11 protein-coding genes are annotated in these 14199 nt (G+C 58.9%); 2 read left to right on the forward strand and 9 right to left on the reverse strand.

Features of this window, described 5'->3' with window-relative positions; translation table 11 throughout:
- The first annotated feature begins 63 nt into the window (after window positions 1–63).
- Window positions 64–3267 (forward strand): efflux RND transporter permease subunit, encoded by a 3204-nt coding sequence (locus C3938_RS02980; protein ID WP_105101764.1) that lies wholly within the window; start codon window positions 64–66, stop codon window positions 3265–3267.
- 7 nt (window positions 3268–3274) lie between these two features.
- On the opposite strand, the gene C3938_RS02985 is transcribed toward C3938_RS02980, so the two are convergent.
- The 3 genes from C3938_RS02985 to C3938_RS02995 all read right to left on the reverse strand — a co-directional run bounded on the left by C3938_RS02985 (window position 3275) and on the right by C3938_RS02995 (window position 4353).
- On the reverse strand, window positions 3275–3670 hold the full coding sequence (locus C3938_RS02985; RefSeq protein ID WP_105101765.1) for a hypothetical protein: 396 nt from the start codon (window positions 3668–3670) through the stop codon (window positions 3275–3277).
- Window positions 3671–3729: 59 nt separating this feature from the next.
- Complete coding sequence (locus tag C3938_RS02990) at window positions 3730–4002, reverse strand: hypothetical protein (RefSeq protein WP_158681536.1); 273 nt, start codon at window positions 4000–4002, stop codon at window positions 3730–3732.
- Between the two features lie 81 nt (window positions 4003–4083).
- Window positions 4084–4353, reverse strand: coding sequence for a hypothetical protein (locus tag C3938_RS02995; protein WP_105101767.1), 270 nt, complete (start codon window positions 4351–4353; stop codon window positions 4084–4086).
- Window positions 4354–4832: 479 nt separating this feature from the next.
- Here C3938_RS02995 and C3938_RS03005 point away from each other — a divergent pair, with 479 nt between their 5' ends.
- Window positions 4833–5630 (forward strand): putative metal-binding motif-containing protein, encoded by a 798-nt coding sequence (locus C3938_RS03005; RefSeq protein WP_105101769.1) that lies wholly within the window; start codon window positions 4833–4835, stop codon window positions 5628–5630.
- 299 nt (window positions 5631–5929) lie between these two features.
- Here the strand turns inward: C3938_RS03005 and aceF are convergent, their stop codons facing one another.
- From aceF to C3938_RS03035, 6 genes are all read right to left on the reverse strand, one after another.
- Entirely contained in the window at window positions 5930–7585 is a 1656-nt protein-coding gene (gene aceF / locus C3938_RS03010) for a dihydrolipoyllysine-residue acetyltransferase (protein ID WP_105101770.1), read from the reverse strand.
- 25 nt (window positions 7586–7610) lie between these two features.
- Window positions 7611–10280, reverse strand: coding sequence for a pyruvate dehydrogenase (acetyl-transferring), homodimeric type (gene aceE / locus C3938_RS03015; protein ID WP_105101771.1), 2670 nt, complete (start codon window positions 10278–10280; stop codon window positions 7611–7613).
- Between the two features lie 547 nt (window positions 10281–10827).
- Window positions 10828–12093: a sensor histidine kinase gene (locus tag C3938_RS03020; protein WP_105101772.1), complete on the reverse strand. Its 1266-nt coding sequence runs from the start codon at window positions 12091–12093 to the stop codon at window positions 10828–10830.
- A complete protein-coding gene (locus C3938_RS03025) occupies window positions 12090–12779 on the reverse strand; it encodes a response regulator transcription factor (RefSeq protein ID WP_105101773.1) in 690 nt (229 codons plus the stop codon). The genes C3938_RS03020 and C3938_RS03025 overlap by 4 nt, the downstream gene beginning before the upstream one ends.
- Window positions 12779–13171 carry a DUF3019 domain-containing protein gene (locus C3938_RS03030; protein WP_158681538.1) on the reverse strand — a complete coding sequence of 131 codons (393 nt, stop codon included), beginning with the start codon at window positions 13169–13171 and terminating at the stop codon, window positions 12779–12781. Before C3938_RS03030 ends, C3938_RS03025 begins: the two co-directional genes overlap by 1 nt.
- 22 nt (window positions 13172–13193) lie before the next feature.
- The gene (locus C3938_RS03035) at window positions 13194–14075 is read right to left on the reverse strand and encodes a MipA/OmpV family protein (protein WP_105101775.1); all 882 of its coding nucleotides are present in this window, start codon (window positions 14073–14075) and stop codon (window positions 13194–13196) included.
- Between the last annotated feature and the right edge of the window lie 124 nt (window positions 14076–14199).

Below are 14199 nucleotides of genomic sequence, written 5' to 3' on the forward strand. Positions count from 1 at the left end.
AGGTATTTTTTCAAGTTTGAGTTTCTGGTGCGGTCACCAACATCGCACATGGGATAGCAGCGTATGAATTTTTCCCGCTTTTTTGTCGACAGACCCATCTTTGCCTCGGTGCTGTCGATCATCATTTTCGTCGTCGGGCTGATCAGCATTCCGGTGCTGCCGGTAAGTGAATATCCCGATGTAGTGCCACCGAGTGTCGCGGTGACGGCGCGCTACCCGGGCGCCAATCCCAAGACCATCTCTGAAACCGTCGCCACCCCGCTGGAAGAGGCCATCAACGGCGTGGAGGACATGATCTACATGAAATCCGTCGCCGGCAGCGATGGCACGCTGTCACTGACCGTCACTTTCAAGCTGGGAACAGATCCCGATCAGGCTCAGGTTCAGGTGCAAAACCGGGTTTCCCAGGCGCTACCGCGTTTGCCGGAGGATGTGCGCCGCCAGGGCGTCACCACCCAGAAACAATCGCCCAACCTGATGATGGCGGTGCATCTGATATCACCGGACGATCGCTTCGACGCAACCTATATCCGCAACTACGCGGTGCTGCATATTCGCGATGAGCTCGCGCGTATTCCCGGTGTCGGCCAGGCGGGGCTGTTTGGTGCCGGCGACTACGCTATGCGCCTGTGGGTCGACCCACAGAAGGCCGCCGCCCTCGGTATCACCGCCGCCGATATCGTCAGCGCCGTGCGCGAACAGAATGTACAGGTGTCCGCCGGTCAGATCGGCGCCCAGCCGATGCCGGACGAAAACGATTTCCTGATTTCCATCAACGCCAAAGGCCGCCTGGCCAGTGTCGAGGAGTTCGGCGATGTGGTGTTGAACACCGGTCGCGATGGAGAGATTACCCGTCTGCGCGATGTCGCGCGTATCGAACTGGCCGCCTCCGAGGATACGCTGCGCGCGCTGCTGAACGGACGCCAGGCCGTCGCCCTGCCAATCTTCCAGGCGCCCGGTTCCAATTCCCTGGAAGTCTCGCAGGCGATTCGGGAAAAAATGGCCGAGCTGGATGATCAGTTTCCCGAAGGATTGGAATGGGAGATCGCCTATGACCCAACGGTGTTTGTCAGCACCTCCATTAAGGCGGTGATAAAAACCCTGCTGGAAGCGGTACTGCTGGTGGTGCTGGTGGTGATCCTGTTCCTGCAGACCTGGCGCGCATCCCTGATTCCCCTGCTGGCGGTACCAGTCTCAATTATTGGTACCTTCGCGGTACTGCACCTGCTGGGTTTTTCCATCAATACACTGACCCTGTTCGGCATGGTGCTGGCGATCGGTATCGTGGTGGACGATGCGATCGTGGTGGTGGAGAACGTGGAGCGCAATATCGAGGAGGGATTGAGCCCGCTGGCTGCCGCCCACCAGGCCATGCGTGAAGTGAGCGGCCCGATCGTCGCCATCAGCCTTGTACTCTGCGCGGTGTTCGTGCCCATGGCCTTCCTCGACGGTATCACCGGACAGTTCTACCGCCAGTTTGCGATGACCATTGCGATCGCCACGGTAATTTCCGCCGTCAATTCGCTGACCCTGTCACCGGCGCTGTCCGCTACGCTGTTGAAGCCCCACAGCGCGGCGCCGGATCTGCCGGCGCGGATTATCGATCGCCTGTTCGGCTGGATTTTCCGCCCGTTCAACCGCTTCTTCAATCGAAGCTCCAAACACTATCAGGGATTTGTTGGTCGCAGTCTGAATCGGCGCGGCCTGGTATTCGCCGTCTATGCGGCGCTACTGGCCGGTACCGTGTTCATGTTCAACCAGGTTCCGGGCGGCTTTATCCCCACCCAGGACAAGACCTACCTGGTGGGCAGTATCCGCCTGCCGGAGGGCGCCTCGCTGGACAGAACCGAAGCCGTCGCGCGCCGCGTGAGTGAGCTGGCACTGGAAACCGAGGGCGTATCCCACGCCGCGGCCTTTGTCGGCTTCAATGCTCTGCAGCGCACCAATACCCCGAACGTGGGTACGGTATTCGTGCTCTTCGACGATTTCAGCGAGCGCGATCGCAGCGCCGGCGAAATTGCCGCTGAACTGAATGCCAAGCTGGCCGGTATCAAAGAGGGATTTGCAGTCAGCTTTATGCCGCCGCCGATCTTCGGCCTCGGTGCCGGCTCCGGCTATTCACTGTATGTCCAGGACCGCACCGGTGCCGGCTATGGTGCACTGCAAACAGCCACCAACGGGCTCGCCGGTGTACTGAGCCAGGCGCCGGGCCTCAGCTATCCATTCAGCTCCTATCAGGCCAACGTGCCGCAACTGGATGCGGAGGTGGACCGCCTGCAGGCCAAGGCTCAAGGAGTGCGCCTGGACGATCTGTTCGGCACCCTGCAGCTGTATTTCGGCTCGCTGTATATCAACGATTTCAATCTGTTCGGCCGCACCTACAGGGTCATGGCCCAGGCGGATGCACCGTTCCGCAACGAGATTACGGATATCGATCATCTCTACACCCGCAACAGTCGCGGCGAGATGGTACCAATCAACACCATGGTGCAGCTGAAGCAGAGCTACGGCCCCGACCCGGTGATCCGTTACAACGGCTATCCCGCCGCGGACCTGCTCGGCCAGTCCAACCCGGCGATGCTGTCATCCAGCGAGGCGCTGGCGACCGTGGAGCGCGTGGCGAAGCAGGCGCTACCGGCGGGTATGACGATTGAGTGGACGGACCTGAGTTTCGAACAGGTCAACCGCAGCAACGCCTCCATGCTGGTGTTCCCGCTGGCACTGCTACTGGTGTTTCTGGTGCTGGCCGCCCTCTACGAGAGCTGGGTAATGCCGCTGGCGGTGATCTTGATTGTGCCCATGTGTCTGTTGGCGGCGCTCTTCGGCGTCTGGCTGACCGGCGGCGACAACAACGTGTTCGTACAGGTGGGTCTGGTGGTATTGATGGGGCTGGCTTGTAAAAACGCCATTCTGATCGTCGAGTTCGCCCGCGAGCTGGAACTGGAGAAAGGTTTGGACCCGGTACGCGCCGCACTGGAGGCCTGTCGCCTGCGCCTGAGGCCGATCATCATGACCTCGGTCGCCTTTATTGCTGGCGTTGTGCCACTGGTACTGGCCAGCGGCGCCGGCGCCGAGGTTCGCAACGCCATGGGGATCACCGTGTTTACCGGCATGATCGGCGTAACGCTGTTCGGTCTGCTGCTGACACCGGTGTTCTACGTAGCCCTGCGTACACTCGCAGGGCGGCGCAAACCGCGGACAGAGGAAATACCGCGGCGGGACGCGGACAGAGGGCTTCAGGTCGGTGCCGGGTTACCCGGGCAATGACGACAGGTCACACACCTGACGAATAGCAGCGCAGGCCTTCGCCGTAAATCCAACAGCGCCCCTCTTCCGGACAGGGAGCGTCCATGGTCAGCGGTGCACTCCCCGCAGGGCACTGGGGCGCGATACCGGCGGTACACCAGTTGCCGGTATCCAGCTGATAACAGACGTTGTCGCCGGTGAGGCAAGTACTCGATGTCGGGATCTGGGTGTCGCCAGCAAAGCAGTTGCGGGGATACAGCGGTGTCAGATTTTCGGGCAGGCGCCCCTGGTAATAGGTTGCGGGAGAGCCGGTCAGGTCGCACCAGAAACCGTCGAGGCTTTTCACATTGTCAATGTTGCTGGCAGTACCGGCACAACCGACAAAAAAAGCCGCGACAAACGGGGCAATCAGGCGCAATTTCATTTCACATCCTCTGTGCATATATTGGGGCTTCCCGCCCCCAATCCCATCAATTCGCGGGCTTACTTCTCGTACACGATACAGCGGCGTCCGCCGGAAATTTCATAGCACTGGGCCGTAGCCGGGCAGATGGAACCCGGCGCCAGCTCCTCGGCATCACCGGGGCAACCGCTGTAATTGGTTTTCTGTTGCGCGTGCGCCGGCGCGCGGGGAATAGGCGCACTGTTAGGGTAGACCACCTGATCACGCACACTACTGGTTCCGCAGCCGGTGAGTAACGAAGTGGAAAGTGTGGCCGCCGCCAACAGCGGAAGAATCATTACTCGTGCGCGCATGTAGCCTCCTGACAAAAGCCCTGATTCTGCGGCCTCCCACAATGGGAGGCCGCGCCGAAAAAATCCGGTTATGCCCGGAAATCAGTAAACCCGCATCACCGGGAAGAACCAGCAGGCGGAGCCTACTTTGGTGTGCTCAACCTCGGTAGAACACTGACGACTGGCCGCCGGTGGCGCAGAAGTATTTGGCAGATAATTGCCCACTTCCACAAAATCCGCGGTTTGACTCTTGTCGTCCGGATTGAAAAAAAACGGGTCGTAACTGTGTTCGTTATCAAAGGGGACAAATATACAGCCTTGTAAGCACAGCGTGGCACCCATTGCCACCACTGCGATCCCTGCGCGATTCATGACGACTACCTCGCGATTCGCTTTCCATCACATCAGCAGGTTCGGAACATCCTCTTCCGATCCACGATTGCCGTACCTACAGTTTAGTACTCGGGACGTGTTCGACGACGCTGTACAGCTTTTAACCAGAATTAAATGCGCGGGAATCAACGTCGACAGGATTTCCGCGACAACTGGCAAGCAGGATCAATGGACCACGGATGAGTTCGACCCCATTCACTCCGGGGTGCTGGCGGCGACCCTGTTCACGGTTTTCACAGTGCCGGTAGCATACGATTTGCTGGTGCGTCACACCGGTTCCCGGGGCGAGATAAAACGCGGGCGCCCCCCTTTCCGATCGCCGGCAAGCTGATAATCTAACGTCGCGCATTCAGCATTCGTTAAGCGGGCGTTGCGCAGACTGCCGCAACCTCTTCGCGCTGGAGAGGTTTGTCGATTTACCGGCCTAGTCCAATAACAACAATCCAGAGGAAATCGCCATGTCACTGTCCGCCCCGTCCAAAGTACTGATCCTTGTGACCAGTGCGCTAATCAGCAGTCAACTCACCGCCGCGGAGCCGGCGAAAACCGAAACCACGACAAAATCCGTGGCGCATACCCAAATTTCCAACCTGCCGATCACGCCCGTGTTAAAAACGGAAAAGCCGGAAGAGAAATCCACGCAAAAGGTTGTTGCCGTCAAACCGAAAGCTGCGGTAACTCTGAAAAATATCCAGCTTTCCCCTGCCCAGCTACCTATACAGAATCAACCGTCGATTCAAAAGCAGCCGCGGCCCGCCAATGCCAATTTGTTACTGGCGGAGCAGATCAAATCCAATCCCCGCCTGCGCCCACTTACACCAGCCAAATTTGAACCCCGGCGCCCGAACTACGACTGCGCCAAAGGCGACAATGATCGGGATGGCGATGGCAGCATGGCCATCGAATGTGGCGGCAATGACTGTGACGACTACAATCCCAGGCGCTACCCCGGTGCCATCGAGGTGTGCGACGATCGCGGTCTGGATGAAGACTGCGATATATCCACCGCCGGCCTGCGCGATGCGGACGCCGACGGACATATCGATATGATGTGTTTCAACACGACGGACTCAGGACAACTGAAATTCGCCGACACCTACCCGGATTGCGACGACGCCAATCCCAAGGTCAATCCGCTGCGCGACGACATCTGCAACAACCGCGACGATGACTGCGATGGCTTTATTGATGAGGATATTTGCCCGGATGTTTGCCCCACCAGCCAGATGCGCGGCAGCTGTGTGGCCAACCAGTGATTCACTGACCTGGTCGTTGTTGAAGCCGAACAGATACAGCGCCGCGTCCAGACCGAATGGCTCTATGGCCTTGGGCACCGTGGCGCGCACTTTGGGAATCAAAGGGATCAGCAATCAAAATCCATGGGGGCAGTGTCATTGATTTTTTGCCCCCGACTGTGCCCCTTTGATCCCTGGTTTTTTAGTGGATGCCATTGGGTGGCGAAATTTTCAACATCCCTGACACAAAAAACGCCCATAAAAAAACGCCGAGGGGTTAACCCCTCGGCGTTTTTTTATGGGCTGCGATAATCGCGAAACTAGAGCAATAGTTTACGCACGTCGCCAAGCACCGCGGCCAGGTAGGTCAGGAAGCGACCGGCGTCGCCACCGTTCACCGCGCGGTGATCGTAGGACAGCGCCAGCGGCAGCATCTGCCGCGGCACGAATTCCTTGCCGTTCCACTCCGGGCGCACCGCCAGTTTGGACACACCGAGGATACCCACTTCCGGCGCATTCACGATCGGGGTAAAACCGGTGCCGCCGATGGCACCAAGGCTGGAAATGGTGAAGCAGGCACCCTGCATATCACGGGGTTTCAGCTTGCCATCGCGCGCGGCCAGCGCCATGGTGGTGGCCTCTTCCGCCAGCTCGTACAGACCCTTCTTGTCCACGTCGCGGATCACCGGGACCATCAGGCCTTTCGGCGTGTCCACCGCCATACCGATGTGTACATAATCCTTGTGTACGATGTGCTCGCCATCGTTGTGCAGGGATACGTTGAAGCTCGGTACTTCGCGCAGTGCAGCTGCCGCCGCTTTCAGCAGGAAGGGCACCGGTGTCAGTTTCACGCCGCGCTTTTCCGCTTCCGCTTTCATGGACTTGCGGAATTCTTCCAGCTCGGTGATATCCGCATCGTCGAACTGGGTGACGTGGGGCACGTTCAGCCAGTTGCGGACCATGTTGGCCGCGGTGAGCTTGTGAATCTTGCTCATGGGTTCGGTGCGCACCGGGCCGAACTGGCTGAAGTCGATCTCCGGCATCGGCGCAATGCCGATGCTGCCGCCAACACCGCTGGCCGCACCGCTCTCGGCCTTCTTCACCTGCTCTTTGATGTAGGCGTTCAGGTCGTCTTTGGTCACGCGGTTGCGCGGGCCGGTGGGCTTGACCTTGTTCAGGGTAACACCCAACTCACGCGCGAGTTTGCGCACAGCGGGACCGGCGTAGACCTCCGCGGAGGGGGAGTGATCGCGCTCCAGGTGATGATCTTTCTGGGGAGCGGCCGGTGGTTCTTGTGAGAGCGCGGATGGCTCCTGTGACGCCACTGGTGCCGGGGCCGGAGCTGCAGCCGGAGCGGAGGCAGCCGGTGCTTCGACAGCGCCTGCCGCCTGGGCCTTCATCACGCCGATCACGTCACCGGTGGATACCTTGTCACCCACCTTCACAGACAGGGACACAATGACGCCCGCAGCCGGAGAGGGAACATCCATGGAGGCCTTGTCGCCCTCCACCACGATCAGGGAATCGCCCTCACCCACTTCGTCGCCGGCGGCCACGGAGAGTTCGATCACGTCCACGGAATCGGCACCGCCGAGATCCGGAATCACGATATCCATCTCTTTGGCGACCCCCGCGGGCGCCGCTGCGGGTGCCGGCGCCGGAGCGGGCGCTGCGGCCGGAGCCGGCGCAGACTCGGCAACCGGGGCCGCTTCTTCCGCTTTTTCTTCCGATGCGTCGCCGGCGACTTCGATCTCGCCGATCACATCGCCTTCGGAGATCTTGTCGCCCACCTTGACGGAGATGCTCAGGATCTTGCCGGCCAGCGGCGCGGGCACGTCCATGGAGGCCTTGTCGCCTTCGACGACAATCAGCGCATCCTCTTCCGCCACCGTGTCACCCACGGCGACGGCGATTTCAATGACATCGACCTTATCGGCACCGCCGAGATCGGGCACTTTTATGACTTGTTTTGCCATGTCTCTACTCCTTACTCAGCGGGTGTTAAACCAGGCGCGGGTTAACTTTTTCCGCGTCGATGTTCAGCTTCTTGATGGCCGCGGCCACTTCACTGGCATCGATCACACCCTGCTTGGCCAGGCCGGTCAGCGCAGCAATGGTCACATAGTTGCGGTCCACTTCGAAGAAGCGGCGCAGCTGCTCGCGGCTGTCGGAGCGGCCGAAGCCGTCGGTGCCGAGCGCAATCACATCGCCGTCGATAAACTCGCGCAGTGGTTCCACATAGGCGCGGATGTAGTCGGTGGAGATGATCACCGGAGTCTCGTTGCCTTCGAACTGTTCGCTAACCCACGCTTTGCGCGGGCTCTCGGTCGGGTGCAGCATGTTCCAGCGCGCCACGTCCTGAGCCTCACGGGAAGCTTCGTTGGCAGAGGTCAGGTTCCATACGTCGGAGGTCACACCGAACTGGTCGGCGAGGATATCCGCGGCAGCCAGTACTTCGCGCAGGATGGAACCGGCGCCCACCAGCTGAACATGCTTTTTCGCCGCCTTGCCTTTACCGGCCTTGCGGGAGTTGGCTTCCAGCTTGTAGATACCGCGGATGATGCCCTCTTCCACGCCCTGCGGCATTTCCGGCTGCAGGTAGTTTTCGTTTTCGATGGTGACGTAGTAGAAGAGGTTCTTCTGCTCTTCGTACATCTCCTTCAGGCCGTGACGGACGATTACCGCCAGGTCGTAGCCGTAGGCCGGGTCGTAGCTCTTACAGTTCGGGATGGTGCCGGACAGCACGAGGCTGTGGCCGTCCTGGTGCTGCAGACCTTCGCCGTTCAGGGTGGTACGGCCGGCGGTGGCGCCCACGAGGAAGCCGCGCGCCTGCATGTCACCCGCGGCCCACGCCAGGTCACCAATGCGCTGGAAACCGAACATGGAGTAGTAGATGTAGAACGGCACCATCGGCACGCCGTGGTTGCTGTAGGCGGTCGCCAAAGCCATCCACGCGGACATGGCACCGGCTTCGTTGATGCCCTCTTCCAGCACCTGGCCTTTCTTGTCTTCCTTGTAATACATAATCTGGCCGTGGTCGACCGGCGTGTATTTCTGGCCCTGGGAAGAGTAGATACCCAGCTGACGGAACAGACCTTCCATACCGAAGGTACGGGCTTCGTCCGGCACGATCGGCGCCACGTTCTGCCCCATATTCTTGTCTTTTACCAGCACCGACAGCAGACGCACGAACGCCATGGTGGTGGAGATCTCGCGGTCGCCGGAGCCTTTGGTGACGGCACTGAACGCATCCAGTTCCGGAATCTTCAGCTTCGCCACTTCCGTGCTGCGGGACGGCACCGGCCCACCCAGCGCTTTGCGACGCTCGGCCATGTACTTCATTTCCGGGCTATCGGGAGACGGACGGTAGTAGGGGACCTCTTCGATCTCCTTGTCGGTCAGCGGAATCGCGAAGCGGTCGCGGAAGCGCTTCAGCGCCTCGGTGTCCATCTTCTTCACGTTGTGGGTGTCCATCGCCGCTTCACCGGCAGCACCCAGGCCATAGCCTTTTACGGTCTGCGCCAGGATCACGGTGGGCTTGCCCTTGCTGGCCATGGCTTCGGCGTAGGCCGCGTACACCTTGTAGGGGTCGTGGCCACCGCGGTTCAGCTTCATGATCTCTTCGTCGGACATGTCCTTGACCATTTCCAGCAGTTCGGGGTACTTGCCGAAGAAATGCTCGCGGGTGTAGGCGCCGCCGTTGGCCTTGAAGTTCTGCATCTCGCCATCGACGGTCTCGTCCATAACCTTTTGCAGCAGACCCTTGTCGTCCTTCTCGAACAACGGGTCCCACAGACGGCCCCACAGCACCTTGATCACGTTCCAGCCGGCGCCGCGGAATACACCTTCCAGCTCCTGCACGATCTTGCCGTTGCCGCGCACCGGGCCATCCAGACGCTGCAGGTTACAGTTGACCACGAACACCAGGTTTTCCAGGTTCTCGCGGCCAGCCAGGGCGATAGCACCGAGGGATTCCGGCTCGTCACACTCGCCGTCACCGAGGAATGCCCACACCTTGCGATCACCGCGCGGGGACAGGCCGCGGGCAGACAGGTAGCGCATGATGTGCGCCTGGTAGATCGCCTGGATCGGGCCGAGGCCCATGGATACGGTGGGGAACTGCCAGTAATCCGGCATCAGCCACGGGTGCGGGTAGGAAGAGAGCCCCTGGCCATTCACTTCGCGTCGGAAGTTGTCCAGTTTGTCTTCGTCGAAACGGCCTTCAAGATAGGAGCGGGCGTAGATACCCGGCGCGCTGTGGCCCTGGAAGAAAATCAGGTCGCCACGCTCTTCGCCCTCATTGCCGCGGAAGAAGTAGTTGAAAGCAACGTCGTACAGGGTGGCCGCGGAGGAGAAACTCGCGATGTGGCCGCCCAGGCTGTCGCTGTTGGAGTTGGCGCGCACCACCATGGCCAGCGCATTCCAGCGGATCAGGGAGCGGATACGGCGCTCCATGAACAGGTCGCCGGGCATGCGCTTTTCCGCCTGCACCGGAATGGTATTGCGGTACGGGGTAGTGATGGCCGCCGGCAGCTGAACGCCAATATTGGTGGCGCGATCAGACAGCTGCTTGATCAGGAACGCCGCGCGCTCCTTGCCGCTGTGACGGATCACCGCCTGCAGCGCATCCAGCCATTCCTGCGTTTCCTGAATGTCGGTTTCTTCGTGCATCAAATGCTCCTCGGCGAAAGTGCGACGTCGAGTCGGTGTTTTTTTATGGTCAGAATTTTTGCTGCGCAACAGTACATCAAGCGTGGGAGTTTACCCGCGCTCTGAACACCCACTCGCCAATTCGCCGCCAATAATGGCGGAAAAGCAGCATTGGCTGCTCAGAGATTCAGCACAGGGGTACGTTCAGTGGAACTGTGCGACCTGAATACCGCTGGTAAGGAAACTCTGGAGCGAGTCCCTGAACCAGCTCGACATGAATTCAGCGTTGAATTCGAAAGTGCATGCGGGGCCAGTCAAGTGGAAAGCAGACCAGTTTCAGCACCATACGCGCTGTAACTGTCCTCAAATAACAGGCTCGAGCAAGCAAGCGGAGGCGATTGTAGTATTACTACAAGCGATTTACCAGATAGGACGATTAGTAACAAATAAAACCAAATTGCAAAACAAATATTTGCTTAATCAACAAAACCCCGGAACCATTTAAGGCAATAGCCGGTAATTCCGTTACAAAATAAAGTCCGAAATTTCGATTTCGGTCACGTTTTTCTCACGCTCCGAGCCCTGCCCCCGGCCTGTCCGGCACGGCGGTACCAAGCGCCGGCAGACGCAGTTCAAATCTCGCGCCCCCCAGTGCGCTCGAAGCACCGGCGACGATGCTTCCCTCATGCCAACCCACCACCTTGCGCACAATCGCGAGTCCCAGGCCGTAACCGGAGACCTCCTGAGCGCCATCCGCGCGGACATACGGCAAGAAAATGTCTTCAAATCCGAGCCCGGCCAACCCCGGCCCATCGTCCTCAATCACAAATACCGCCTCCCCACCGTCCTGGTAAAGGCGCGCCTGCACCTGAGTGAGCGAGTACTTGATGCCGTTGTCGATCAGGTTGTTGAACACTCGCACCAGCGAGCGACGATCCGCCATGGCAATGACCATTCTCGAAATCTCTATCCCCGCCTGCCGGCCGCTGATCTTCGCGAGTTGCTGGAGACGGGGAGAAACCAGTTCCAGTAAATTGACGGGCTCAAAGTCCAGCAAAGGTCGCTCGTGTTCCTGACGGGAAAACGTCAGATACTCTTCCACCAGCCCCTCCAGTTCGTCCAGGTCCTCCTGAAACTCCTGCTTCAACAGCGGGTCGCAGCTGGAGGGAAGCGACTCCACCGCGAACTTCAGACGCGTGATCGGCGTTCTCAGTTCGTGCGACAGGGTGGCGGAGAGCTCCTGCTGCAAGGCGACGGCGCGGGCCAGACGCTGCCCCATCCACACCATGGCATCGGAAACCGGCGTAAAGAAATTGCTGTGCGGAAACTTGAAGTGTCGGGGATTCCTATCCCTGGCAAAACACGCGGCGGCGTCTTTGAGCTGCTGCAGATCTCTGATCAGCGGCCACAGGCAGAACAAGATAGAAAGCCCGAGAAACAGATAAAAGAGCCGTGTGTACCAGTGATGGGTTTCTGAGAGGTCATCCTGAAATGGACCGAGCTGGGCAATCAGATCTCCCGCCTTCAGATAAAGAACATATTCCCCGGTATCGCTCTCTGCGCGCACCGGATTCCCGGCATTCAACGCCTGACGTTCCGCTGGTGGCAGCGCCAGCTGGTCCGGCGCCAGGAAACGGATACGCTCACCGTGCAGCGCGCGCTCCGGCGCGCAGACATTCTGCTGGCAATAGGCGTTCAGCATTTGGTGCAAGGCCAGGGTTTCAGGGGCGGGCGCCTGCTGCTGCCGACTGAGGTATACCTGATCCGCCAGCCATACCATCACCGACAAGCCCAGCAACACCAGCAGCAAATAGCGAATATACAGCCGGTTCACTGCTTCGCCGCCAGCATATAGCCCTGCCCCCACACCGTTCGTACCGTAAGCGGAAGACTCGAAAAGCGCTCCATTTTCTTGCGCAGCCGGCTTATGCGCCCGTCGATGGTTCTATCCAGCCCATCGTATCGACGGCCGAGAGAATTGATAAATAAAAACTCGCGACTGAGCGCCTGCTGGGAGTGGGTTCCGAGCAACCACAGAAGATCAAATTCACCCGCCGAAAGCGGAATAACATTATCGTCCACCCAGGCACAACGCTCATTTCTGTCGAGGCGCAGATTCTCGATATGCACGGACGTCATTTTTTCTCTCGACGGCAACCGCCGGCGAAGACAGGCCTGAATTCTCGCCAGCAGAATCTCCGGATGCACCGGTTTTACGATAAAATCATCCGCTCCGATTTCAAACGCCTTCAGCTGACTGCGCACATCACTCAGTGCCGTCAAAAACAGAAATGGCCCGTTAAATTCCTCACGAATCTGCCCTGCAATGTCGAAGCCATCTCTGCCGGGCAACATGACGTCGCACAGCACAAGATCAACCGATCCCGTTCGCAGGGTTTGCGAAATACCGACGCCATCGGAAAAGTGACGCACAACAAAACGCTGCCGCTCCAGAAAATGTACGATGGAGCGCGCGAGGCGCTGATCGTCTTCAATCAACAGGATACGTTTTCCATGCATCACAGAAAACTCCACAAATGCCGTCGTTTCAGCCGCACCTGGCGACCGACCGCCAGAATCCTGATGGAGCTGGAAGCGATTTTTTCCGGGGCCTGCTTCAGAGCGAGATCAAACCGGGTCGTTTCGCTCACGCTCAATTCCAGTGAAACGCGACCTGCTTTTTCAGTCGGAGAACAGTAAATTGCGCGCTCTTCGCCCGCACGAAAAATGCAGACCTCCGCCGAGGCTAACAGCTCCCAGGAAAACACAAATTGCATGCGGCAGGACGAATCACGGTCGACAACACAGTTTCCCGGGGCAACCTGGAAGCGTTCAATCTTCATAGGCACCTCCTCGGACGGTGCAGCGGCAACCGAACTGGTTTCCAGAAAAAATAAAACAACCGCAAACAACCTGTAGCCTGTCATATGCGGCTCACTTCAAGCTGTATTGCACACCGGCAAAAAAGGCGATGGGCTTATGCTGAACAACAAATGGGCTTGCTACGATGGTGTCGTCCAGCCAGTCCATCCGTCCCGCCAGCACCAGGTTCACAGACGTGGAGAGATAATATTTAGCTTCAAGCGTCGCATGGGTATTCAGGGCATCTCCAGCCCGATACAGCAGAATATTTGCCCGCGTGTTACCCAGCATGTCTGCACCGGTCTCTGCACCGTAGTAATAATCCACGAGTTTCCGGTTTTGATAGGTCGCACCCAGCTCGACACCGAATCCAAAACGTCCGATTGAAAAACGCTTCCCCAGCACCAGCGGTATTTCGTCTCCGCCGTGAACTCCGGTGACATCCCGGTACATTCCCAGGCTGATGTCCAGGGGGCCCAGCCAACGCGCGGAAAAGCCGCCCAGATAGGACACGCGGCGCTTGGGGGGTGCCATGTCCGTTTCCACGGGCTCATCCACACCCAGTAACTTCCCCGTCAGCGCAAGGCCTTCTGTCAGCTCACTGCCACTGCCCGGAAAGAACAGACCATCGGTATTCAGACGTCCGGCGATATCCAACGCGAAGTTGGGTGTTTCATACAGGCTGAAGCCAACACTGGTGTCTTCCAGATAAAAACGCTCGCCGTAGTAGCGGATGGCGGGCATCACATGAACATCAATATCTCCGCGGTCACTGAGCGGGCTTTGCAGTACACCGCGGCCTACGGCCAGTGCCAGTTCCCAGTGACCCGTTTTCACATAACCGTCTACCGTTTCAGCGGCACCAGCCGATACGGCTCCAGTGACAGCCATCACCCAAAAAAACGCACTGGCCACTCTCCGGGTCTGGGCCGTCCGCGCGAAAAACGCGTGCATATCCAAGAGTTTCCTGACTACTGACAACGGCTTTTACCCGGTTGAACGCCCATAACTAGTGATTTGCTGCAATCTATAGAAGCACCTTCCCCCGTAAAAGACCCTTTCGGGTGATTTGTACAAT

Origin of the sequence: Microbulbifer pacificus (assembly GCF_002959965.1) — a bacterium.
Taxonomy (GTDB): Bacteria; Pseudomonadota; Gammaproteobacteria; order Pseudomonadales; family Cellvibrionaceae; genus Microbulbifer; species Microbulbifer pacificus_A.